This window comes from Fulvivirga lutea, from assembly GCF_017068455.1.
Lineage (GTDB): Bacteria > Bacteroidota > Bacteroidia > Cytophagales > Cyclobacteriaceae > Fulvivirga > Fulvivirga lutea.
Genome location: NZ_CP070608.1, coordinates 3110186 through 3135486, shown reverse-complemented (window position 1 = coordinate 3135486; position 25301 = coordinate 3110186). Strand labels below are relative to the sequence as shown.

Genomic DNA, 25301 nt, shown 5'->3' with positions numbered 1-25301 from the left:
TATGATATTAACACAGATAATAGCCGCTCAGGATACCACCTCAGCGGCTTTAGCTAATGATAATTCGGTAAGAGTAATAGACCTCCTTTTTCAAGGAGGTTTTATGATGATACCCATTTTACTTTTATGGGTAGCAGCAGTATACATATTCATTGAGCGGGTGCTTTCAATAAAGAAATCTTCAACGGCTCCTGAAGGCTTTATGACTCAAATTCGAGGCCTTGTTGAAAAGGGGGATGTGAAAGGCGCAAAAATGTTATGTACTCAATACGATTCTCCTATTGTTAAAATGATTGAAAAGGGGATAGCACGAATTGGTAGCCCATTAAAGAATATTGAAGTTTCTATTGAGAATGTGGGTAAGATTGAAATTTTCAAACTGGAGAAAAACCTTTCCTTATTAGCTACTATTTCAGGTTCTGCACCTATGCTGGGCTTTTTAGGTACCGTCATTGGTATGATACAAGCCTTTATTGCCATAGCACAGGAAGAAGGTTCAGTAAGCCCTAAATTGCTTTCTGAAGGTATTTATACAGCTATGATAACCACTGCGGCAGGCTTGTTCGTTGGTATTCTGGCGTATTTGGGTTACAATTATCTTGTTACTCGCGTTCAGAAGATAGTGCATCAAATGGAATACTCTTCCGTTGAATTTATCGATCTATTACAGGAACCAAAGAATTAAGTTGTGGCATTAAAGTCTAAACATAATGTAGAACCAATGTTCAGCATGTCGTCTATGACCGACATCATCTTTTTGCTATTGGTCTTTTTTATGCTTACTTCTTCATTTATTACACCATCAGGGTTGCCCGTTAATTTACCTACTAGCAAATCCTCTACGGTAGAATTGCAAAAGGTTTCTGTGACTATTACCAAAGAACTGGATTACTATGTAAATGATAAGAAGGTGTCCAGAGCTTTATTAGAAGGAGAACTGAAAAGCAAGTTAACGGAAAAAGAAGGAGTGGTTGTTTTACATATTGATAGCAGTGTGCCCACAGAGCATTTGGTGTATGTTGCTGATATTGCCACTGCATTAGAAGCGAAGGTGTCAATTGCTACAAAACCTAAGTAATGACAGAATCAGAAGAAAAGAAGAATAAGAGGAATGCAGCACTGATTTCAGCGTTGATACATTCTGTATTGCTTCTTGCCTTCTTATTTATGATCGCCTGGAGGGAGCCCGATCCTCCACTTCCTGAATATGGTATTGAACTAAATTTTGGTTTAGATAATGTTGGTTCAGGTGAAATTCAGCCAGAAACAGCAGCCAATGACAGTGAGTCTGAGGAAGAAGCAGCCCCTGAGAATTTACCCGAGCAAGAAGTGGTATCTGAAGAAGCTGTGGAGGCAGAGTCAGAAGAATCTGCTGAACCAATTGTAGAAGATGCAACTGATAATGTTCAGGAATCTCCTGACGTGGTTCAGAAAGTGATAGAAGATAAGCCTGTTAAACCTGTTGTTAAAGAGGAAGTGGTAAAAGAAAAAGAAGTTGAGAAGAAGCCTGAAGTAAAGAAAGAAGTAGTAAAACCAGAAGAAGGAGCAAGCGGTAAAACAGGTGAATCAACTTCACAGCAGAAAGCAAACCATGGAGATGATGCCAATAAAGTTGGTGATAAGGGTGATGAAAAAGGAACCTTAGATTCCCGGGCATTGTATGGAAATGCAGGTGGCGGAGGAGGCTCAGCTCTGGACATGACAGGCTGGATTTGGGACTTCAAACCAAAACCCAATGATACTTCTAACGAAAATGGGAGAATTGTATTTGAGATTAAAATTGATGATCAGGGGGAGATACTTTCAGTAAGAACGATAGAGAGAAGTGTAAGTCCAACTGTTGAAAAAATATACCGCTCTGAAGTTGAAAAACTCACCTTCAGTAAGACTTCAGATAATTCATTGGTAGCACCTGTTTCTACAGGAAGAATTACCTTTGTAATCAAATCCAAATAAGTTTCTTAGATGTTAACACTTGATGCAACTTTTGAGCAAACTGTTCAATACTTGTATTCTCAGCTTCCAATGTTTCAGCGCGATGGTGCGAGTGCTTTTAAAAAAGACTTAACTCATACCCTCCGTTTATGCGAATTTTTAGGCCATCCAGAGCATCAGTTTAAAAGCATTCATGTAGCAGGTACTAACGGTAAAGGAAGCACGTCACACTATTTGGCTGCAATTCTTCAGCAAGCAGGTTACAAAACTGGCCTATATACATCACCACATCTCAAGTCATTTACAGAACGTATTAAAATTAATGGGGAAGAGATCCATAAACAGGCTGTGGTTGATTTTGTGGACAGGATAAAGCCCGTAATCAATGAGATAAAACCTTCATTCTTTGAAATAACGGTAGCCATGTGTTTTGATTACTTTGCTAAAGAGCAAGTGGATATTGCTGTTATAGAGGTGGGAATGGGAGGCCGTTTAGATTCAACTAACGTTATTTTACCGGAGGTTTCTGTGATTACTAATATCAGTATGGATCATCAGCAATGGTTAGGAGATACTATTGAGGCTATTGCACGAGAAAAAGCCGGTATTATTAAGAAGAATAGACCAGTGGTTATCACAGAAAAACAGCCAGAAACAGTCGCTGTTTTTAGTGAAATTGCCTCAGTGGCCAACTCCGTAATTACATTTGCCGGTGATAACTACGAGTTTAAGAATAATGTAGTATTAAAAGAAGGCAAAGAGTGGTTAACAATAGACACAACCAGCCTTCCCAAATATCAGTTTCGAAATTTGTTAGGCGTATTCAGCGCTATAGACATATTAAATGAAAGAGGCTATAGCATCTCAAATGAAGCCATTACAAGTGGGGTTCACAAAGTATTTGATTTAACGAATTTAAAAGGACGCTGGCAGAAGCTGGCAGAAAAGCCACTAATGTACTGTGACGTTGGCCATAATGAAGCCGGTATAATATATATTCTTGATCAGATCAATTCACTTCAGTTTGAGAAACTCCATATAGTTTTAGGCATGGTTAACGATAAGGATGTGAGTAAAATTCTTTCTCTATTACCTAAAAATGCGACTTATTACTTTTGCCAGGCAAATATTCCAAGAGCTATGGCTGCAGAAGCACTTGCTGAAAAGGGTAATCAATTTGGTTTGGCAGGAATTGTTATAAAGAATGTGAATGAGGCGGTAGATGCCGCTAGAAGTAATGCTAATTTGAATGATTTGATATTTATTGGAGGAAGCAATTTTGTGGTGGCTGAATTAGATAATCTTTAAGTTTGCAGCTTTATACGTAAGCATGGGTAGAAGAAAATTAAGAAAGTTTGCTGAAATAGCTGAAAGGCCTAATGTAGTTGAGCCAAGTAAAGAGATTTATGAGAAAGTGAAAGGAAAATGGAACGAGTTGATTTTTAGAAATGATCAACCGATTACATTGGAACTGGCATGTGGCAGAGGAGAATATTCCATTGGCTTGGCAAGAATCTTTCCGGAACGAAACCACATAGGTATAGATATTAAAGGAGATCGAATTTGGAAAGGAAGTGGCATTGCTTTAGATGAAGGCCTTTCGAATGTTGCTTTCCTAAGAACACACATGTTAGAACTTTCTAATTTTTTCGAGAAAAATGAAGTAAGTGAAATTTGGATTACTTTCCCCGACCCAAGACCTAGGGATCGAGATGAGAAGCGAAGAGTTACTCATGATCGTTATTTAGATATCTATAAATCGTTAGTGAAGAGCGATGCTGTTATTCGATTAAAAACTGATAATACGGGTTTATTTGAATATTCATTAGAAGTATTGAAAAACAGAACCGACATTAAAGACCTCACATATACCTTCGATTTATACCACTCCGAGCTGAAACCTGAATGTCATGATATTCGCACTAGATATGAAAAGAAGTTTAGTGAAGAGGGGCATGATATTAAATATCTGCGGTTTTCGTTTGTGAATTAAACCAGAATCATTTTTTAGATCGTTTAATACGGGTAGCTTTGCAGTACCCGTAAGGCTTGACCGTGTTTTTTAAACCTAACAATAAAACAATACCGAGTGAGCCTTTTTCCAAAACAAGGCCTCATCCGTTCGTCAGTTGATGGACGGACCTCGTCCGCCAGTTGGCGGGCAGGATAACAGTGGACTGTTGCGGTAAGTCTGGCAGCTCAAATCCTGTCAAATCAGGGGTTTAAAATAACCTTTTGACGCCTTACGGGTTATTTTTACTATCAAATGTATTTTGTATTAATTTATACTATATATTTGATTCAAAGTTCTTTAAGATACTCTTATCAAGAAAGGCAGAGGGACATGGCCCTGTGAAGCCTTGGCAACCACCACTCATTTATTTGAGGGAAAGGTGCTAAATCCATCCTGACGAATACTGTCAGGAGAGATAAGTCAGAATAGATGCATTTTATTAAAGCTCTCCTGACATATCGGGAGAGCTTTTTTTTTGAATTAACTAAACTGTTTATATGCCATTAGCGCATCAATCATTTTTAAAACTGAGTGGACTAGAACCGCTTATCATTACGCCTGAATCTAATTTTGTAAATGTAGGCGAGCGTACCAATGTTACTGGCTCAAAGAAATTTCTGAACCTAATTAAAGCCGATGATTTTGACGCAGCCTTAGAAGTAGCCCGTGAACAGGTAGAAGGTGGGGCGCAAATCATCGATGTGAACATGGATGAAGGTATGTTGGATGGCGAGGAAGCAATGGTTAGGTTCTTAAACCTCATCGCGTCTGAGCCTGATATTGCCAGAGTTCCTATTATGATTGATTCCTCCAAATGGCACATTATTGAGGCGGGTCTTAGGTGCATACAGGGCAAAGGAGTGGTTAACTCCATCAGTTTGAAGGCAGGTGAAGAAGAATTTATACATCAGGCCAAAGTGATTAAAAGATATGGCGCTGCCGTAATTGTTATGGCTTTTGATGAGGATGGTCAGGCAGATACTTATCAAAGGCGCATTGATATTTGTAAAAGATCCTATGACATACTGGTGAATGAAGTAAAATTCAATCCAAACGACATTATTTTCGATCCGAACATCTTTCCTGTCGCTACTGGTATGGAAGAACATCGAAAGAATGCTTTAGACTTTTTTAATGCTACAAAATGGATCAGAGAGAACTTGCCGGGTGCACATGTGAGTGGCGGAGTGAGCAATGTTTCTTTTTCATTTAGAGGTAATAATAGGGTGCGTGAAGCTATGCATGCAGCATTTCTTTATCATGGCATTAAAAACGGGATGGACATGGGCATTGTCAACCCCACCATGTTAGAGGTGTATGATGAGATACCTAAAGACCTATTAGAGCATGTTGAAGACGTATTACTCGATAGGAGAGATGATGCAACTGAGAGGCTTTTAACTTTTGCTGAACAGGTGAAAGGAGGCTCAAAGAAGAGAGAAGTAGATGATGCCTGGAGAAAAGAACCAGTAGAAAAACGCTTAGAACATGCGCTTGTAAAAGGTATAATTGAGTTTATTGATGAGGATACTGAGGAAGCTAGAGCAAAGTTAGAAAGTCCACTGAAGGTTATTGAAGGCCCGTTAATGGACGGAATGAATGTAGTGGGTGATTTGTTTGGTTCGGGTAAAATGTTCCTGCCACAGGTGGTAAAAAGTGCCAGAGTGATGAAAAAGGCCGTGGCTTACCTTGAACCATTCATGGAAGAAGAAAAGAGAAAGAACAATTCGCCAAAAGCAGGTAAGAAAATACTTCTTGCTACAGTTAAGGGAGATGTGCACGATATTGGTAAGAATATAGTAGGAGTTGTACTTGCCTGTAACAACTATGAAATAATTGATATGGGTGTAATGGTACCTGCTGATAAAATTATTTCCAAGGCAATTGAAGAAGAGGTAATAGCTATTGGTCTCAGCGGGTTGATTACGCCTTCACTGGACGAAATGGTAGATGTTGCTAAAGAAATGCAGCGTCAGAACCTTAAAATTCCCTTGTTGATTGGTGGTGCCACCACCTCTAGAATTCACACTGCGGTTAAAATTGATCCTAATTATGAAGGGGCGGTTGTTCATGTGTTAGATGCAAGTAGAAGTGTTCCTGTTGTTGGTGATCTTGTTGGCGAAAAAAGTAGGGAGAAATTCCATACCAATGTAAAAGAGGAATATAAAGTGCTGCGAGAGGGGCATGCCAGCAAACAAAGTGATAAAAATTATATTAACTATTCTGAGGCATTAGCAAATAAATTAAATATTGATTGGGCCAATGAATCAATCAATAAACCTGTATTAGAGGGTGTAAAAGTTTTTAAAAATTACCCTTTAGCTGAAATCAGAAACTATATAGACTGGACGCCTTTCTTTCAAACCTGGATGTTGAAGGGTAAGTACCCGCAAATATTTGAAAATCAGACAATTGGCAATGAAGCCAAGAAGCTATTTAATGATGCCAATGCAATGCTAGATGATATTATTGCCAATAATTCATTGGAGGCTGAGGGCGTCATTGGTATATGGGAAGTTCAAAGGCAAGCAGATGACATTCAAATAGTTGATTCAGATATAAAATTTCACTTTTTAAGACAACAGGGAAAGAAAGGTGCAGGACTTCCTAATTTAAGTTTAGCTGACTTTGTCAGGCCAAAGGAATTTGGTTCTGATTATATCGGAGGCTTTGCAGTAACTGCGGGCATTGGGTTGGAAAAGCTCGTTGGTGAGTATGAAAAAGAGCATGATGACTATAAATCAATTATGGCTAAAGCGCTGGCCGATCGATTAGCAGAAGCTTTTGCTGAGTTGATGCATGAAAAAGTGAGGAAGGAATATTGGGGCTATTCAAAAAGTGAGAAATTATCTAATGAAGATCTGATTAAAGAAAATTATGCAGGCATTCGACCGGCTCCAGGTTACCCTGCTTGTCCTGATCATACGGAGAAGCGCACCCTGTTTGATCTATTAGAAGTTGAAAAGAACATCAATTTAAAATTAACAGAATCGTATGCTATGTACCCGGGTGCAGCAGTGAGCGGTCTCTATTTTTCACATGCAGATAGCAAATATTTTGGGTTAGGTAAAATAGGTAAAGATCAGTTAGAGGATTATGCGAAGAGAAAAGGCTATTCAGTAGAGGAAATGGAGAAGTGGTTGGCACCTAACTTAAATTACAAATAAGACATACTACTAAAAATGAAAATAACAGAACAAATAGCAAATTCAGATAAGACACTTTTTAGTTTTGAGATTTTACCTCCACTTAAAGGTGATAATATTAAAAACCTATTTAGTCATATTGACCCTTTAATGGAGTTTAAACCGCCTTTTATAGACGTTACCTATCATAGAGAGGAATATGTGTATAAAAAGAGAGAGAATGGCTTATTGGAACGTAAATCAACACGTAAACGACCTGGCACTGTTGGTATTTGTGCGGCTATCAAAAATAGGTATGAAGTTGAAGCTGTCCCACATATAATTTGTGGAGGATTTAACAAAGAAGAAACTGAGAATGCCCTGATAGATCTTGACTTCTTAGGCATTCATAATGTGCTGGTTCTACAAGGAGATGCAATTAAAACAGAACCTATGTTTGTGGCTGAGGAAGGAGGGCATAAATACGCCAGTGAGTTACTTGGGCAGGTAAAAGATATGAACAATGGTATTTATTTGGATGAAGAACTTCAAAATGCTAGCCCTACCAATTTTTGTATTGGGGTAGCAGGTTATCCCGAAAAGCACTACACAGCGCCTAACCTGAAAAGTGACTTAAAATACCTGAAAATGAAGGTTGAAATGGGTGCTGATTATATCGTGACTCAAATGTTTTTTGACAATGGGAAGTTTTTTGAGTTTGTAGATAAATGTAGGGCTGAGGGTATAAACGTGCCTATTATTCCCGGTCTGAAGCCAATAACTACTAAGAGACAGATATCTGTGCTGCCGAGGTTTTTTCATATTGATATACCTGAAGATCTAGCTGATGCTATTGAAGGTGCAAAAGACAATGCGCAGGCTAAAGAAATAGGGGTGGAGTGGTCTATCCAACAATCAAAAGAGCTTATGGATTATGGCGTACCAGTGTTACACTACTACTCCATGGGTAAATCTGATCCGGTATACAATATAGCGAAGGAGCTTTTCTAGTTGGCTAAACCAGATAATTCGCTGGCTGATAATTTGAACATACAAATTCGGTCAAACCGGCCAGCCACTGATGTATTACCCACAACAACCAGCCCACCGTCTGAAGTTGAGGTGAAACCTGAAATCTCATAGGGATATGTACTGCCCAGGTATTTGGTACCATTTAAAACGCCACTAGCGGCATCAAAAGCCATTAGAATAATTTGGCCACTTTTAGTACTACTACCATACAGAATCACCTGTTGTCCAGAAACATCTACAAGCTTCAGAACTACGGGTGCGTCCGGCACCAATTCAGGGAAAGGATTGCCATCAATATCAGTGGTAGAAGAAATGCCTGTTGTGTTTAAATCCACAGAAGGAATAATGTAATTCTCACCGAAATTAAATCTTGATGCTGCAAAATTGGCTCCTGCTACAGAAACGCCAGAGCTAAAACCACCATCATCTTGCTGACCCTGAACAACACCTAAAGGTTCATCACCAAAGTTGGTAAACACCAATGATAGCGTATAATTAAAGAAGCCGTTAAAAAAGTAGCTCCCACCAGAAACCTTTCCAGCAAAGAAAGGAAGTTGTTTGCCAGTTCTTGTAAAGTGGGATATGATTGGTGCCTCAGTATCGGGGCCTGCTCCAATGGTATATCCCTGACTTTCAAAGATAGCTCCTTCAGTAGTTAAAACTGACAAGACGCTTACTTTTTCCTGATTGTTATAGCTTAGTGCCAATAGGTTTTCACCATCTTGGTTAAGATACATTGGGTATGTTAAGCCACCAATAGGAGTAGTGCTAACTATTCGCGCACTATCTGTTATTTGGAATAGCGTGGCTTGTAAATTCACAGCGTTCATAGCCATGAAGAAGTATTGATCATTAATTTTTATCAATTGATTTACCGGATTAACATATTCCTCCGATAGCACTTCTTCTCGAATGAATTCTCCTTCCTTATCAACCATTATTAAGTTAACTCCGGTAAAGTTTGTGCTTGAAAGCCTACTGCTGGATAGTATTAAGTAACCTTCACTAGCTGTTTGCTGTACATCGATAGGTATAAATGATGCATCAAAAGTGCTGTTATCATATACCTTAAAGAATGACTCTGAAAGAGTCGCTTCATTTTCTGAAGTATCACATGCAGTACAAAAAGCTGCACATATAAATAGTATGTATAGAACTAACTTTTTCATTTTATCTAACTGCATTATGGCCATCACTACTAATAAATCTTAATGGGAACAACAGCCCGAAATTAACGGTGATGTTATCCATTTTAATATCGTCCATAGCATCACCAAGTCCCGAAAGTTGATTTTCTGAATACCTGTTTTTAGCATTGGTAATATTAGTTGAACCAATCCTATACGAAGCATCTAAAACTAGACGTACATTCCAAAAGTCATAGGCCAATCCGCCACCCAATAAATAACCCCAGGATGGTTTAATAAAAAGATCTTCTGCGCCAATAATTACAGTCTGGTTTTCAAATGGGCCTGCACTGCCTGAAGCTAAATCTTCACCACTAATTTCAACCTCTTTCAAGGCACTTACCATGGTGGAATAGAAAAAACCAGCTTGAACAAATGGCCTCAATTTAGTTGATTTTAGAATATCGTATTTAATGATGAGTGGCAGATCAATATAATCTAGTTTATGATTTTGGTCGTAATTAAGGCTTATTGTATTACTTGCATCCTCTGAGCTTGTCCATTCATAAGAGTTAGAATACCCAAAGGTTTGTCTTCTGTAATTCGGTTGAAAACTAAAGCTAAAACCTTGGTGGTAAAAAGTGATTTCTAAACCTGCCTGGCCATTTATCCCATCAAAGCTATCGTACTTTTTCTCCAGCAAAGAGGCATCGTAATTAGTAGGGCTGTAGCCCGAATACGTGGCATCAGGCGTTGCTTCAGTAAGGTTTATTCCAGCTTTAAAGCCTAGCCACCACTGCGTTTTCAGAAAACGATCACCTTGACTTGGCTTTTTTGAATTGTATTTATTTAAATAAGCCGGTTGTGAATAAGATATACCAGCTACGAATAAAAAAATAAATAGACCGTAAATTTTCTTCATCCTATTCTCTTATAATTAGTTTCATAGACTCTTTTAACAATCCTGATTCAAGCTTCAAAATATAAGTTCCGCTTTCTATTCCTCGTAAATCCAGCTGCTGATTATGTTCTCCGGCAGTTTTTCGCTCGTTAATCAAAACTTTTATTAATCTTCCTCTTAAATCGAAAAGCTGAATATTTACTTGATTCTCAGTATTGATAAAGTAGCTTATATTTGTTTTGCCAGCTGCCGGATTTGGATATATTTTGTTGATCTTGAATCGATCTTTGAAGAATCCTTCTGTGCTGGTAATTTGTTCCACGGCCACAGGTAGTGGTTCATAAAATCCGCCATCTTCTTTCGGGCCGTCAATAAAGTTTCCGAAAAATATGTCATTAGCTATAACTTCTTCGTCTACCTGCATCCAGTCTTTTAAAATGTTGGCATATACCTGGCGGTAGTCATATTGCATTTGAACATTACGTTCACGGTTACTTAAATCTTGATTAGTTCCGGTAATTCCAGGGTTTACACCTTTGCCAAATATCATCATTGGGCCTCCTGTACCATGGTCAGTACCAAAGCTACCGTTGGAATCTATTCTTCTACCAAATTCAGAGGTCGTAACAGTAAGCACTCTATCTTCAAGGCCTCTGGCCTTTAAATCATTTTGGAATGCTTTCATAGCAGCACTTATATGGTATAATTTAGTCGCATGTGCACCCATTGTAGGGTCATAACCTTCCACTTGACCTGCATGAGTATCAAAACCACCAATTCTTAACATGAATACTTTGGTGCCTACTCCCTGGCCAGCTCCACCACCGGCTAATAAACGAGCTACAATTTGTAATTGAGAGCTTAAAGGGTTTCTCAAACTACCTGTTGGTGCATTAAATGGATAAACCTCCGGGTAAGTAACAGAGCTAGCACTTGATGCATCATATACTGCCTTTAACCTGGCTGCATAATCTTCAGATTTATCCTCAAGGCCTAGAATCCAATTCATTTCTTTACCATAAGGAGTGTTATCCAAGTTAGTAGGTGGTTTACCTCTAGGATCTATCAGCTGATCGTCAAAACCTTCTAAGTTTTCTACCAAATTGGCAAACGAATCAGGAGTTCCTGCCAGTGAAATAGATGTTGGAATATTACCTGGTTGATGAAATACTAGTGAAACATCACTACCCATTTCTATAGCTAAAGGGTCAGGGCAATTGGAGTTTGGAAAATCATCAGGGTATATCTGCGGTGATATTTCTTGCTGTAGATATCTGCCTACCCATCCTGAAGAATAGTAATCATCCGGTCCACCACCCATGTGCCAAATATCTCTTCCTCTAAAGTGTGAGCCGTTGTTGTTGGGGTAAGATACACCTTGTACTATTCCCATTCGGCCTCTATCATACAAGTCTTTAGCATCTATCATATCAGGGTGGAGGCCAACCTGATCTTCAAGAGGCAAAGTGCTATCTAATGGTATATATTTTCTTACGCTATTTCGCGCAGGAATGGCAATGTTTGCTCTTCTACTGTAATACAAATCGTACTGATCAACAGGAATAAGTGTATTTAAGCCATCATTACCACCATGAAGTTGTAAAATAATCAACACCCGATCATTGGTACTTGATTCGGCTAACCGCAGGAAATGGCCTTTTTCTGCCATCACCCGAACGGGTATAGAGTTTAGCGTTAATGATGCGCCAGCTGCTATAGGTATCTTTTTTAGAAAATCTCTTCTTCTCATCGCTTAAAACAGTTGATATTCCGGTGATTGCATCATAGCATTAAATAGTCGCTTTAAAAACTCACCAATTTCCAGATAATTGTCAGGGTCGGCATACAAAGATTGCCACTCGGTTAAAGCCATATCAGACTCCGCCTCATAATCAGTAAATCCTAAGAATGCCTGTAAAAAGAACCTAATTCTTTCTTTAGTCAAATCACCTCCATCTACATCAAAATCGAGGTTGTTGGCCATAGGGTAGAGGTAAGGAGCTAAGTTTATGATTAAGCTTTTAGCATCGTTGGCTTCAGCGTTAAATGTATTGCTCACAAAAGTGTAGACATCAACAGATAATGTTTCATCCTGTATCTCAAGCAATTGTCTAATAAAGTTATAACGCTGTGTGAGGTAATTGGTAGAAATCCAGTTTCTATTATAAACAGGAAACTGATGATAGGCAGAATAGCCGGCCACTTCAAAAGGCTCGTATAAGTTCATGCCCATGTCGCTAATAGAATTCAATATTTCACCTGTCCTTTGATAAAACAACTCTGTATCCGTTTGATAATCGGGTAACTGTACTTCAAAAAAGTTCAGCGTTGTTAGAGCAAGGTCTAGTGGTGATTTAATTATTCCACCGAACTTGTCATCTTCCACTCCAGAAACGGCTTCAAAGAAATGCTCGCTTTGAAATAACTCTTCAAGCACATATTGAATCTTATAATCATTGTTAATAAGAGTCTGTGCCATTTCAGCGATAATAGTATCGTCTATTTCCTGCGTTATTTCATAATACACATAGAATCTATATATCCTCCTACATAAATGCCTGGCAGTTTCTTCTTTTGTATAGATAAGTTCAACAAGTTGACTGATTTCATCCAAAACACTTTCCTCTGTTGGCTGACCATTGAGTAAAAGGTCCTGGTTTGCAGTTACTTGAGCATTATCTAATCTGGAGCTGAATACTTTCAAAGAATCATTTGTTTCATGCGCAGTAGCCGTTGCTCCACCTTTTATAACTCCATAGGGTAGTTCTGTTAAAGGATCTATATTTTGGAATGTGTCATCAACGTCAAACCCTGTTAAAACGTTGGCTGCTGCTCTTACATCCTGTTCCGTAAAGTTTATATAATCACCTTCTTCCAGGGCATCTGGTAATGTTCCTTCCAGACCTCTACCAATAGTGTATAGTTCGAGCATTTCCCTGGCATAATTTTCATTGGGACTGCCCTGAACATTTAAATTTCCATCTAGGAAAATAAGCATGGCATTATCCACGCAGATTCTCTTTGTAAGCTCTTTTATGTTGAGCACTAAAGTAGCTGGTTCTAGCTCGTTAGTATCTTCGTTTAGAATTTCTTTGTCAACATCTTCTTTATCAAAAGCAAATAACCTAAAAAGTGCGTTTTGAAAGTAGAGTGCACGGCTATCATTTACCTTTGATTGAATGGTGGTAAAATAAGTATGGTAAAAAAGTGTGATTTTTTCTCTGGTTGTAGAGGCAAGCCTTAGGTTCTCATCAACACTCTGACCCAAATACTGACCAATAAACCACCTTTTCAAATATTCTTGTAGCGTATCATCGCCACTATTAGCGTCAGTAACGCCAGATATCCACTCAGTTCCTGTTGCAGTGTCAATAGGTAAAGTTGGTTCTGGAACTGTCAAATCAAACAGTCTTGAGATTGCCTCCTGTGGAGTAAATGCAGCAAACTCATCAATTTGTGCTTTTGAGGCGCCAAACGTTGCTCTTCTCAATAAGTGAGCAGCCCGCTGACGGCCTAAAGTTTCAGTTAATGATGGTAGTGGCATAGTGTAATATCTTTCAAACCTTGAAAATATCGAATTACATTCAAATAAAAGAATCAACTATCGACAGACTTTGCATTTCATCGATAAATGGAAGATATTCGACTTGACTTAATTCTAATCAAACTTATATGAAAATAATTGAGTGTCCACGGGATGCAATGCAGGGTATTGGAGAGTTTATTCCAACAGAGAAAAAAATAAAATATTTGAATCAGCTTTTAAAAATTGGTTTCGATACCATTGATTTCGGAAGCTTTGTTTCACCAAAGGTCATTCCGCAGTTGCGCGATACCGCAGATGTACTGAAAGGCCTGAATCTTGATGAAACGAATTCTAAATTATTAGCAATTATTGCAAATAAAAGGGGAGCTGAGGATGCGCTTAAGTTTCAAGAGATTGATTATTTGGGTTTTCCTTTCTCGATTTCTGAAACATTCCAACAACGAAATACCAATAAAAGCATTTTAGAAGCCCTCAATAGTTTGAATGAAATTCAGGAACTGTGTGTTAAAAATAATAGAGTGTTAGTTAGTTACATATCCATGGGCTTTGGAAACCCTTACGGAGATCCTTTTGATGAAGAAATTGTTGCTAAATTCACAGGTATCTTGAAGTCGATGGGCATTACGATTATATCTCTGGCAGATACTATTGGTGTTTCCGATAGGGATAACATTACCTATTTGTTTGAAAACTTAATTAATGATCATCCTGATGTTGAATTTGGAGCTCATTTACATTCAAATCCAAATACGGCTAGGGATAAAATAAAGTATGCGTATCAGGCAGGTTGCAGAAGGTTTGATGGCGCAATTAGAGGTTTTGGTGGTTGTCCTATGGCTAAGGATGATCTGGTGGGAAACATTGCAACCGAACAAATTGTTTCTTATTTAGAGGCTGAAGGTCTCGATTTGGGAATAAACAAATTAGAATTTGATAACAGTGTAGTGGCATCATCTGCCGTATTCGATCATTACCATTGATAATCCAAAAACGAATGAATTCGGCATAATTTTAGCTGCTATTTAAATAGAGAAAACAAAATTATGAAGAATCAAATCACACTTATAGCAATGCTCATTTTTAGCTCAATGGCCTACAGTCAGACAGCTAAAGAATTTACCGAACAAGGAAAAGCCATGTACGAGAAGAGAGAGTACATGCAGGCTATCATTAATTATAATCAGGCGATTGAAAAGGATCAAAATTATTTTCTCGCCTACTATATGCGTGGTAAGGTAAAGGAAGAATTTGATGATATTCATGGAGCAATGAAAGACTTTAGCAATGCTGTTGAGAAGAATGAGAAGTTTGCTGAAGGATATTATGCCAGAGGGAATATTAAATTCCGTTTACAAGACTATTTTGGTGCTATTTCTGATTTTAGCAAGGCTATAGAATTAAATCCAAATCACCTGGATGCATATTATAAACGAGGACAGGCTAAGCATCAATTAGATGCGTATCAGGATGCCATTACTGATTGCACTCAAATCATCGAATTAAACCCTAAAAGTATTGATGCTTATTACTTAAGAGGTGTTCTTAGGTTAGAGTTTGGTCAGCATGAGGCTGGATGTTTGGACTTGAGTAAAGCTGGTGAGTTAGGAGATTTAAAAGCTTATGACCTCATTAGAGAAAAATGTAATGAGAGAGTTTATAATGCTGATGGCGGATCTTACTGATAGTTTCCGCACTGCCTGGAGTAGTAAATAAAGGCAGGTTGATAACCTAATTGATAAGCCTTTTTAAAATCTCGACAGGCATTTAAAGTATCTCCAAGAACTATTTGATTATGCCCTCGATAAAAATTGCCCAGAACATGTTCTGGGTTTATTTTTAATAAGTCATTATACATTTCAAGAGATTGGAGAGGTCTGTTTAAACGCTGAGTACACCAAGCTTTGCCGAAAAGAGCCTCTTCATTATTCATATTCTGAGCCAGAATCTTATCAAATTCAGATATACCTTCTTCAAACTCATCCTGATAGAAAGCTCTGATAATACCCATATTTAAAGCAATGCTATCCTGTAAATAGCCTAAGTTTTCTGCAATTTGATATTCTTCCAGAGCTTTGTCTACCTCGTTTTGCAAACTGTAGATTCTGCCTTTTAAAAAGTGTAGTTCTCCTAAAAAATAAGGGTTTGAAGCATATTCCAGACCTTTAGTAATAAAGAAAGTAGCCTGATCAGCATTATTTAAGTTGTATAATCCAATTCTGGCTGCAGCAACGGATGCTTCTTCAGTTTTTTCGCCAAACCAAGTAATGGCTTGTTTGTAATTTAGCAACGCATTCCCAAACTGTCCTTTAAGTCTGTATTCTTCAGCTTGATTAAAATGATAACTGCTTGCTTTATACATCAGGCCAATTGGAATTAAGATGATGGCCATCACAAATGCGATGATAAACACTGAACCATACATCTTTACCTTAGGTGAGAAATGTGTACGTTCAGTTGTGTAGTATCTCGTTCTTTTTCTATAAGTAGGCTTTTGCTGATATCGATTATAAACCTGCTGGTTTACAGCGGTCGGGTTTCTTAACCATTCATCTTGTAGTGACCTAAATGCAGGGTCTGATAGTTTTTTATATGCTTCAGTTATTCGTTTAAACTGTTCTTCGGTGTTTTGATTTTTATCTGGGTGATATTTTTTTGCAAGCTGTCGATAAGCTCTTTTTATTTCAACATCACTAGCGAAGTTATCTAGGCCTAAAATCCGATAGTAATTCTCATTCATTTTCTAGTTGCAAGTCTAAATCTCTTTCCTGGTAAAGAGTTTACGTATCCTTTGAATTCTAGATTCAAAAGGATAGAAGCGAGCTTACTCGGCTCTAGTTGTGTAGTCCAGCTCAAGTTATCAATGAGTATCGCCTCTTTTTGTTTTTGAAGTTCCTCAACCACGAGCTTTTCATTGCTCTCAAGGATTGTTGTGTCAAAAAGCTTAGGTGCCATAGGTTTTGCTGAAGCTTCCCAGTTCATAATATACTCTATATCCTTAGCCGACTGTATTAAGTGCGCCTGATTGCTTTTAATCAAGGCATTGCAACCTTCTGAAAACTCATTTTTTAAATCACCAGGCACAGCAAAGACATCTTTGTTGTAGCTATTAGCAATGTTTGCAGTAATTAATGCGCCACCTTTTTTGGCTGCTTCAATAACTACAACGGCATCGCACATACCAGCAATTATTCTGTTTCTTGCTGGAAACCGATGGGCATCTGGTTTACTACCGATGGGATTCTCTGTAATAAGCGCACCGTTTTCTAACATTTTTAGGGAGGTTTCTCTGTGTATTGCAGGATAAATGATGTCAATACCGCTGGCCATTACGCCAACAGTAGATAAGTTATGTTTTAGCGATGCTTTGTGTGCTGCTATATCAATTCCGTAGGCCAAGCCACTTATAATCAGTGGGTTGTGTGGAGTAAGCTGCTCAATGAGTTCTTCGGTTAGTCTTTTGCCGTATTCTGTTGCTTTTCGAGTACCGACAATTGAAACAACTTTTTCATTATTTAGGTCAGCCTTACCCTTTACGTAAATGAGAGATGGAGCATCATTTATTTGTTTTAGCCTTTTTGGAAAGGTTTTATCTGTGTAAAGGAGAATTTCAGTCCCATGTTTTTCACAGTTATTTAATTCGTCTTCTGCCCTCTTAAGAACTGCGTCACTACTTATCAGGCTTGCTGTATGCTCTCCAATACCGGGTATTTTGAGTAGTTTTCCCTTAGTAGTTTTAAATACTTGCTCAGCTGAGCCACAATAGCTTACTAATTGTTTTACCAACATGTGTCCTATGCCCGGAATAAAATTCAAGGCGACTTGGTAAACACGCTGCTGATCCATGAAATTAAATTGTGATTTATGAAATGTTCTTACGAAGCTCCACTAAGAACTCTTTAACCTTAGTCAATGAATCAATCATGTCCATTTTGTCTTTAAGGTCGTTAGAACTACTCTTGAGCATATCTTTAGCGCCTTGCAAGGTAAATCCACGTTCTTTTACTAGGTGGTAAATGAGCTTTACATTTTCGATATCCTCTTTTGTGAACTGCCTGTTGCCCTTTCTGTTTTTCTTCGGCTTAATTAAGTCAAACTCACTTTCCCAAAAGCGAATAAGTGATGTAGCTACATTAAATTGCGCTGCCACTTCACCAATGGAATAGTACTTCTTCTCTATTGACTTTTCTTTGTAAGGCATAATCAGTTTTGAAGATAATTAATTCTGCCAGATTCGTCAATCATTATTGGAGTCTCTGGGAAATCTTTTTTCGTTAAGTCCCTAATTTTCTCGATAACACGACCCTGAGAGTCCAATTGAGGGCCTCCGGAACCCAGTTGTATTATAGGATATATTTTTCCGTGCAAAAATTTTCCTTCACTATCGGTGTAAACTTTAAGAATTGGAGCAAGGCCATTGTCTCCTCTTAAGTTAAACCGTGCATAGGTGCAGAAGTTACCAAGACTATAAGCTATTAGCCTATTCTTATATAATTCCAAGGCTCGCGTTACATGGGGTCCGTGTCCGAAAATAATATCAGCACCGGCATCAATCAACGCATGAGAAAATTGATATACATTCCCTCGGTTTTCACCATAGAAATACTCGTTTTCTCTCGTTACATGCTGATATTTACTGCCCTCAGCACCACCATGAAAAGATGCAATAACAATATCACTAATAGAATCCAGGTGGGTTATGATAGCTTTAGCCCTAGCCATATCATGAATACTTACCGTTCCAGTATTGGGAGCAAAAGCAGCAAATCCATATTTCATTCCATCAATCATAAACGTTGTATACGGTCTACTCTCTAACCCTGCATGGTTAATTTGCATAGAATCAAGCACCCTCATTGTGTTTTTTCTTCCGGGGTTACCAAAATCGCCTGCATGATTATTGGCGGTACTCATTACATCAAACCCAGCTTCTACTAAGTTTTGAGCAATTATTTCGGGGGATCTGAAAATATAACAGACTTTAGGGTCTCTACAATATTTTGCATCGCCACCCTCGTTTAATATCACTCCTTCGAGATTGCCAAAGGTAACGTCTGCATCAGTTAGGATAGGGTGTAGACTGTTTAATAGATATCTGCCATTAGAAGGAGGTAAATAACCGGCATCTGGGTAATTTGTACCCATCATTATATCACCAACACCAATAATGGAGACAGTATCTTTTAAAAGCCGATGAATGTTTATTTCAATTGAGTCTTGTACTAACACTACAGTCTTAACTGTATCTGTTTGAGCTTCAGTAAAGACAGAGTCTATTGTATACAATGTTGAGTCTTTTTCTACAGTGCTTTTCGATACCATAGAAGATTTACAACCTATAGCTAGGTTGATGAAAAGAGTGCTATAAATTAAGTTCTTTAAGCAGCTAGACCAATGCATACATTAATCCAACGGAATAGTCTCTTGTTGAGAAATTTCAATTAATTTCTCGTACTCTTCATTGTCGAGGTCTCTTTGGAAGAAATTAATCGGATTGATTGGTTTAAAGTTATAAAGCACTTCATAGTGAAGGTGCGGTGCTTCTGATCTTCCAGTACTGCCTACATAACCTATAACTTGCCCTCGTTTAACATTTTCTCCACGAGAAACAATGTATTCAGTTAGGTGAGCATATCTTGTTTGATATCCATACCCATGATTCACAAATAGTACATTACCATAACTGCTTGATCTGTAAGCTGCTGTAATTATACCATCGCCAGTAGCATAAACCGGAGTTCCAGTAGGAGCGGTGAAGTCAAGTCCTTCATGTTCTTTCCATTTTTTTAGAATAGGGTGGAACCTTCTACCAAATGTGGTATGTAACCTTGTTAATTCCTTATTATTAATTGGCTGAATAGCTGGCCTAGAAGCCCACATACGTTCTTTTTCACTAAGCAAATCTGAAATTTGATCGTATGACTTACTTTGAATGTAAAGTTTCTTTTTAAGGTTGTCTACATCTTGATAGGCATTAATAATCAACTTAGGTTCTTCAAGCTCTTGTTCAACCAGTTTTTCATATTTGTTATGACCACCAACACCACCTTCTCTAATGGTTGCAGGAATAGGCTCTGTGTCTAAAATTACACGGTAAATATTGTCATCTTTAAATTGAAGTTCATCAACAAGGGTGTAGGCGTTAGCTAATTTTTCATTTAATACTTCCCAGTCCAGTTTTAATGAAGTATTTTTTTCAATAAGGATTGATTCTTTAACAGGAGTAAAGTTGACTCTATATGCATAAATAATACCCAGAGCCATTATTAATGATACCGTAAAGAATCCTAGTATATTCAGAAACATTGCACCTTTCGTTACCTTGATAGGCTCGTATTTGCACGTTTCTGTATTATAATAGTACCTGATTTTGGCCATGATTTGTTGTTGATTCTTAGTTTAAAAAATTAATCGAAAGATTGGTTTTCACGAGCAGCAAGCTCGGTTAGTTTTACATAGTCTCGATTATTTAAGCCATTTATAACAAAATTGATTGGGTCTATTTTCTTTCCATTTTTGATTACTTCATAATGCAGGTGAGGGGCACTTGATCCTCCCGTGCTTCCAACTTTACCTATTACCTGTCCTCTTTTAACAACGTCACCTTCTTTTACACTTACAGCATTCAAGTGTGCATACCTTGTTACATAACCAAAACCATGATCTATTTCAATGTAATTACCAAAGCCTGTTTGTAAGTAACTATTTACTTTAATGAATTTCACTTTACCATTTCCAGTAGCATATACTTCTGTGCCTCTTGGCGCGGCATAGTCTATACCTTCATGTTTTACTCTCGCCTTATGAAATGGATTAATTCTATTACCGAAACCTGATGCTAGTTTGGTGTAATCTGGATTATGAATAGGCTGAATGGCAGGTATTGCCGCAAGTAACTCTTCATTCTCTTTGGCTAAAGACATAATCTCGTCAAACGATTGATTGACAATATTCGCTTTTCTTTTCAACTTGTCTATTTGGTTGCTCATTCCAGCCACAAGCTTAGAATCACGTAACCCTTTCTCAATAATATGTTTGTATTCTACCGCACCACCATGTCCAGCCTCTAGTACTGTGGAAGGAAGAGGTTCCGCTTCATATATTTTTCTGTAAATATTGTTATCGCGCTCGTTTAAGGCGGCAATTACATCCTCAACTTCATTTAATTCTCCCTGTAAAACCTGATAGTGCTTTTGAAGCTCTCTGTTTTCCTTTTTCAGCTTTGCTTCAGTAGGGCTTTCGAAGTAGGTGTTATATATTACTACCATGGTAACAGACATTACCAAAGCCACAGCCAAAAACCCCAAAAAATTCAATATAACATCGGATTTTGTGATTTTCGCTCTCTCGTACCGGCAGGTTTCAGTATCGTAGTAATATTTTATTCGCGCCATGTAAAATCTAAGCTAAAACTCTTATTTTTGTGCCTCTTTAATCAAGAACATTAAAAAATTGCGCTTTCAAACTAAAAATAAGCCGTTTGACTAACGCAATATATTCATTTTTCTTGGAATATTACAGTCGGGTGCAAATTTATCATTTTTTTTTATAATCCATGGATTCTAAGGCGGTTAGGCAAAAATTTCTAAACTTTTTCATTAACAAGGAACATCAAATAGTTGATTCCGCACCATTAGTAAATAAGAATGATCCAACTCTTATGTTCACTAATGCTGGAATGAACCAGTTCAAAGACTTCTTTTTAGGTAACGAAAAGTCAAAATATCCTCGTATAGCTGATACACAAAAGTGTTTGAGGGTTTCCGGTAAACATAATGATCTGGAAGAAGTGGGTCTTGATACCTACCATCATACGATGTTTGAAATGCTTGGCAATTGGTCATTTGGCGATTATTTCAAAAAGGAGGCTATTGAATGGGCATGGGAATTACTCACAGAGGAGTATAAGCTACCCAAAGATAGATTGTACGTAACTGTCTTTGAAGGCGATAAAGATGATAATCTTGGGCTAGACCAGGAAGCTTATGACTATTGGAAAGCTATTATTCCCGAAGACAGAATTCTATATGGCTCTAAGAAAGACAATTTCTGGGAAATGGGTGATCAAGGACCTTGCGGGCCCTGCTCAGAAATTCATATTGATTTGCGTTCTGAGGATGAAATTAAGGCTAAACCTGGCAAGGAGCTTGTAAATAATGATCACCCTCAAGTGGTGGAGATATGGAACCTCGTTTTCATGGAGTTCAATAGAAAAGCTTCCGGAGAACTGGTGAGTTTACCTGCAAAACATGTAGATACAGGAATGGGTTTTGAAAGGCTATGCATGGCTATTCAAAACAAAAAATCGAATTATGATACGGATGTTTTTGTACCATTAATTAATTATTTGGCTGATAAGGCAGGTGTTAAATATGGCTCAAATGAACAGATTGATATTGCTTTAAGGGTGATTTCTGATCACGTTAGGGCAATTACTTTTGCAGTAGCCGATGGCCAACTGCCTTCCAATACCGGAGCTGGTTATGTGATCAGGAGAATTTTAAGGAGAGCAGTTCGTTATGGTTTTACATTCCTAAACTTTAAAGACCCCATTATATTTGAGTTAGTTGATATTTTGGATCAGCAAATGGGTGATGTGTTTAACGAAGTGCGAGCTCAGAAAGATTTTATTAAAAAAGTAATAGAGCAGGAAGAAGCATCATTTCTGAAAACATTAGATAATGGTCTCAAAAGAATTGAATCTATCAAGTCATCAATAAGTGATAAAGTCATCGATGGAAAAACAGCATTTGAGTTATACGATACTTTTGGTTTTCCGCTAGACTTAACATCTCTTATTGCCAGAGAAAATGGGCTTTCTGTTGATGAAAAAGGTTTTCAGGAAGAAATGGCTAAGCAGAAGGAGCGTTCTAAAGCTGATGCGGTAAAGGAAACAGGAGATTGGACTGTGCTTGATAAAGTAGAAAAAGTGGAGTTTCTGGGGTATGATAGCTTAGCAACGCAAGCGAAAGTGATTCAGTACAGAACAGTAAAACAAAAAGGGAACGAAGTATACCAACTTGTATTAGATAAAACTCCATTTTATGCCGAGAGTGGAGGCCAGGTTGGGGATAATGGATATCTGGAGTCTGAAAATGAACGACTTAAAGTTCTGGATACTAAAAAAGAAAATGATCTCATAATCCATATAGTAGAAAAGCTTCCAACTCAGGTTGATGCTGAATACACTGCCATTGTGAATAAAAGCAAGAGGGTCGACACCATGAGCAATCATACTGCTACTCATTTATTGCACCATGCTTTGAGAGAGGTACTTGGCACTCACGTAGAGCAAAAAGGATCGCTGGTTAACGAGAAGGAATTACGTTTTGACTTTTCTCATTTCCAAAAAATGTCGGAAGAAGAGATAACAAAAGTCGAGCAGATGGTGAATCAAATGATTCGTGAAAATCTTGCGCTAGAAGAAGCACGAAACACACCTATTAGTGAAGCTAAAGAGATGGGTGCGATGGCTCTTTTCGGTGAGAAATATGGCGATTTTGTTAGGGTTATTAAGTTTGGTGAGTCAGTTGAGCTTTGTGGTGGTACACATGTAAAGGCTACTGGCAATATTGGGTTTTTCAAAATAATATCTGAAAGTTCTATAGCTGCCGGAGTGCGCAGAATTGAGGCAATAACAGGAAAAAGAGCAGAAGACTATGTAACCGAACAGGTTGAATTAATTAATGAAGTAAAGAATATATTAAAAGCTCCTAAAGATGTTAAAGCGTCAATCAAACAATTGGTGGAAGAGAAAAGCCAATTGGAGAAGGAGATACAGAAGCTACATGCAAGTAAAGCAGGGGATTTGAAGAAGGAGCTGCTTAGCTCAAAAAAAGAAGAGAATGGATTAGTTAAGATTATCAGTAAAGTAGACTTACCTTCCTCGGATGCATTGAAACAAATTTCCTTTGAACTTAAAAATGAGCTTTCAAATTTGTTCCTGGTTTTGGCGGCAAATATTGATGGAAAACCACAAATTTCAGTAGTTATTGGTGATGAGTTGATTAAAGATAAAAACTTGAATGCTGGCACTATAGTTAGAGAACTAGCACAAGAAATTAAAGGTGGAGGCGGAGGCCAACCATTTTATGCAACTGCCGGTGGAAAAGATCTTAGCGGATTAGATCGAGTGGTGGAGAAAGCTTTAAAAATGGTGTAAGAGCTTGATGGAGGAGAGTGTAAAAGATAAATATGATGTTATAATTGGGCTTGAAGTTCATGCTCAGCTACTCACACAATCCAAAATATTTAATTCAGATTCTACAACATTTGGTAATCAACCGAATGTAAACATCAGTGAAATAACATTTGCTCATCCGGGCACTCTACCAGTATTGAATAAAAAGGCTGTAGAGTACGCCATTAAAATGGGTCTGGCCTGTCAATCGGTCATTTCTAGAGAAATGATTTTTGACAGAAAGAATTATTTCTATCCCGATTCACCTAAAGGTTATCAAATCACGCAAGATAGAACGCCAGTTTGTGTTGGTGGTCAAATAGTAATTACAAAACAGTCAGGTGAAAAACGCACCATAAAGCTCAATAGAATACATCTGGAAGAAGATGCAGGTAAATCAATCCATTTAGAAGGGGAAGAGGATTCGTTGATTGATTTTAACAGGTCAGGTGTTCCGTTAATTGAAATTGTTACAGAACCAGTGATTCATTCTTCAGAGGAGGCTCAGGCATTTTTAGCAGAAATCCGTAGGCTGGTGCGATACCTGGAAATTTGTGATGGAAATATGGAAGAGGGTTCTCTGAGGTGCGATGCAAACATTTCTATCATGCCGAAAGGAGCTAGTGAGTATGGAAAGAAAGTGGAGGTGAAAAATATGAACTCCATTAAAAATGTTGGTCGTGCCATTGATTTTGAAATTCAACGGCAGATTGAGCTGGCTGAAAAAGGACTAGCTATAGATTCAGAAACAAGAGACTTTAATGCCGAAACTGGTATAACTACTGGTATGCGCACCAAAGAGGAGTTAAACGATTATCGCTATTTCCCAGACCCTGATTTAAGCCCTGTTCATGTATCAGATAGATGGCTAGCAGAAATACAAACACAAATGCCAGCTTTGCCCTGGGAGTTGTTAGATAAATTTATAGTCGAATACAGCTTACCCGATTATGATGCCAATGTGCTAATTGAAAATAAAAACACGGCAGAATACTTTCAGGAAGTTTGTACTTATACCACCAATTTTAAAGCAGTTTCTAATTGGCTCATGGGGCCAATAAAATCATACCTTAATGAAAATGGCCTTGAAATTACCGACCTGAATCTTTCTGCTAAGAGATTGGCAGATTTAATATCTTTGGTAGACAGCAACAAGGTTAGTTTTTCTATTGCTTCGCAACGGTTGTTGCCAGCGTTGTTGAATACTGAGAAGCCAGTGATTCAAGTAGCAGAAGAATTGAATTTAATTCAGGAAAGCGATGCCGGGGTTTTAGAACAGTTAATTAATGACGTACTAAATGAACATCCTGATAAAGTAAAAGCATACAAGAATGGAAAAAAGGGTCTTTTAGGTATGTTTGTAGGTGAAGTAATGAAAAGGAGTCGGGGCAAGGCCGACCCAAAGGTTACGAACGAACTTTTGATAAACAAGCTGAGTTAGTG

Annotated in this window: 21 protein-coding genes and 1 riboswitch; of the genes, 11 read left to right on the top strand and 10 right to left on the bottom strand. The window is 38.0% G+C overall.

Features of this window, described 5'->3' with window-relative positions:
• Position 1 precedes the first annotated feature (1 nt).
• The 7 genes from JR347_RS14070 to metF all read left to right on the top strand — a co-directional run bounded on the left by JR347_RS14070 (position 2) and on the right by metF (position 8085).
• Positions 2-685 carry a MotA/TolQ/ExbB proton channel family protein gene (locus tag JR347_RS14070; protein WP_205721227.1) on the top strand — a complete coding sequence of 228 codons (684 nt, stop codon included), beginning with the start codon at positions 2-4 and terminating at the stop codon, positions 683-685.
• A gap of 3 nt (positions 686-688) precedes the next feature.
• On the top strand, positions 689-1078 hold the full coding sequence (locus JR347_RS14065) for an ExbD/TolR family protein (RefSeq protein WP_205721226.1): 390 nt from the start codon (positions 689-691) through the stop codon (positions 1076-1078).
• Positions 1078-1956, top strand: coding sequence for a hypothetical protein (locus JR347_RS14060; protein WP_205721225.1), 879 nt, complete (start codon positions 1078-1080; stop codon positions 1954-1956). Before JR347_RS14065 ends, JR347_RS14060 begins: the two co-directional genes overlap by 1 nt.
• A gap of 9 nt (positions 1957-1965) precedes the next feature.
• Positions 1966-3243, top strand: a complete 1278-nt coding sequence (locus tag JR347_RS14055) for a bifunctional folylpolyglutamate synthase/dihydrofolate synthase (RefSeq protein WP_235689682.1) — start codon at positions 1966-1968, stop codon at positions 3241-3243.
• Positions 3244-3265: 22 nt separating this feature from the next.
• The gene (trmB, locus tag JR347_RS14050) at positions 3266-3928 is read left to right on the top strand and encodes a tRNA (guanosine(46)-N7)-methyltransferase TrmB (RefSeq protein ID WP_205721224.1); all 663 of its coding nucleotides are present in this window, start codon (positions 3266-3268) and stop codon (positions 3926-3928) included.
• 326 nt (positions 3929-4254) lie between these two features.
• Positions 4255-4371, top strand: a riboswitch (SAM riboswitch).
• A 75-nt stretch (positions 4372-4446) separates the two neighbouring features.
• Positions 4447-7116 carry a methionine synthase gene (gene metH, locus JR347_RS14045; protein ID WP_205721223.1) on the top strand — a complete coding sequence of 890 codons (2670 nt, stop codon included), beginning with the start codon at positions 4447-4449 and terminating at the stop codon, positions 7114-7116.
• A 15-nt stretch (positions 7117-7131) separates the two neighbouring features.
• Positions 7132-8085, top strand: a complete 954-nt coding sequence (gene metF, locus JR347_RS14040; RefSeq protein WP_205721222.1) for a methylenetetrahydrofolate reductase [NAD(P)H] — start codon at positions 7132-7134, stop codon at positions 8083-8085.
• On the opposite strand, the gene JR347_RS14035 is transcribed toward metF, so the two are convergent.
• From JR347_RS14035 to JR347_RS14020, 4 genes are read right to left on the bottom strand one after another with little or no spacing between them, the layout of a single operon-like run.
• Positions 8082-9275, bottom strand: a complete 1194-nt coding sequence (locus JR347_RS14035) for a hypothetical protein (RefSeq protein WP_205721221.1) — start codon at positions 9273-9275, stop codon at positions 8082-8084. The two genes, metF and JR347_RS14035, sit on opposite strands and share 4 nt — an antisense overlap.
• A gap of 1 nt (position 9276) precedes the next feature.
• The gene (locus JR347_RS14030; RefSeq protein WP_205721220.1) at positions 9277-10155 is read right to left on the bottom strand and encodes an outer membrane beta-barrel protein; all 879 of its coding nucleotides are present in this window, start codon (positions 10153-10155) and stop codon (positions 9277-9279) included.
• 1 nt (position 10156) lies between these two features.
• Positions 10157-11884 carry a DUF1501 domain-containing protein gene (locus JR347_RS14025; RefSeq protein ID WP_205721219.1) on the bottom strand — a complete coding sequence of 576 codons (1728 nt, stop codon included), beginning with the start codon at positions 11882-11884 and terminating at the stop codon, positions 10157-10159.
• 3 nt (positions 11885-11887) lie between these two features.
• The gene (locus tag JR347_RS14020; protein WP_205721218.1) at positions 11888-13678 is read right to left on the bottom strand and encodes a DUF1800 family protein; all 1791 of its coding nucleotides are present in this window, start codon (positions 13676-13678) and stop codon (positions 11888-11890) included.
• 128 nt (positions 13679-13806) lie between these two features.
• On the opposite strand from JR347_RS14020, the gene JR347_RS14015 reads away from it, so the two are divergent.
• The gene (locus tag JR347_RS14015; protein ID WP_205721217.1) at positions 13807-14661 is read left to right on the top strand and encodes a hydroxymethylglutaryl-CoA lyase; all 855 of its coding nucleotides are present in this window, start codon (positions 13807-13809) and stop codon (positions 14659-14661) included.
• A gap of 63 nt (positions 14662-14724) precedes the next feature.
• Positions 14725-15363 (top strand): tetratricopeptide repeat protein, encoded by a 639-nt coding sequence (locus JR347_RS14010; RefSeq protein WP_205721216.1) that lies wholly within the window; start codon positions 14725-14727, stop codon positions 15361-15363.
• Here the strand turns inward: JR347_RS14010 and JR347_RS18440 are convergent.
• From JR347_RS18440 to JR347_RS13980, 6 genes are all read right to left on the bottom strand, one after another.
• Positions 15357-16418, bottom strand: coding sequence for a tetratricopeptide repeat protein (locus JR347_RS18440; protein ID WP_205721215.1), 1062 nt, complete (start codon positions 16416-16418; stop codon positions 15357-15359). The two genes, JR347_RS14010 and JR347_RS18440, sit on opposite strands and share 7 nt — an antisense overlap.
• Positions 16415-17524 carry a DNA-processing protein DprA gene (dprA, locus tag JR347_RS14000; protein WP_205721214.1) on the bottom strand — a complete coding sequence of 370 codons (1110 nt, stop codon included), beginning with the start codon at positions 17522-17524 and terminating at the stop codon, positions 16415-16417. Before dprA ends, JR347_RS18440 begins: the two co-directional genes overlap by 4 nt.
• A gap of 16 nt (positions 17525-17540) precedes the next feature.
• A complete protein-coding gene (locus JR347_RS13995) occupies positions 17541-17879 on the bottom strand; it encodes a MerR family transcriptional regulator (RefSeq protein ID WP_205721213.1) in 339 nt (112 codons plus the stop codon).
• Positions 17880-17881: 2 nt separating this feature from the next.
• Positions 17882-19000, bottom strand: a complete 1119-nt coding sequence (locus tag JR347_RS13990) for a CapA family protein (protein WP_205721212.1) — start codon at positions 18998-19000, stop codon at positions 17882-17884.
• 81 nt (positions 19001-19081) lie between these two features.
• Positions 19082-20056, bottom strand: a complete 975-nt coding sequence (locus JR347_RS13985; RefSeq protein ID WP_205721211.1) for a M23 family metallopeptidase — start codon at positions 20054-20056, stop codon at positions 19082-19084.
• 29 nt (positions 20057-20085) lie between these two features.
• Complete coding sequence (locus JR347_RS13980) at positions 20086-21072, bottom strand: M23 family metallopeptidase (RefSeq protein ID WP_205721210.1); 987 nt, start codon at positions 21070-21072, stop codon at positions 20086-20088.
• Between the two features lie 161 nt (positions 21073-21233).
• Here JR347_RS13980 and alaS point away from each other — a divergent pair, with 161 nt between their 5' ends.
• Both alaS and gatB read left to right on the top strand, forming a co-directional pair.
• The gene (gene alaS / locus JR347_RS13975; protein ID WP_205721209.1) at positions 21234-23840 is read left to right on the top strand and encodes an alanine--tRNA ligase; all 2607 of its coding nucleotides are present in this window, start codon (positions 21234-21236) and stop codon (positions 23838-23840) included.
• Between the two features lie 4 nt (positions 23841-23844).
• Entirely contained in the window at positions 23845-25299 is a 1455-nt protein-coding gene (gatB, locus tag JR347_RS13970; protein WP_205721208.1) for an Asp-tRNA(Asn)/Glu-tRNA(Gln) amidotransferase subunit GatB, read from the top strand.
• The last annotated feature ends 2 nt before the right edge of the window (positions 25300-25301 follow it).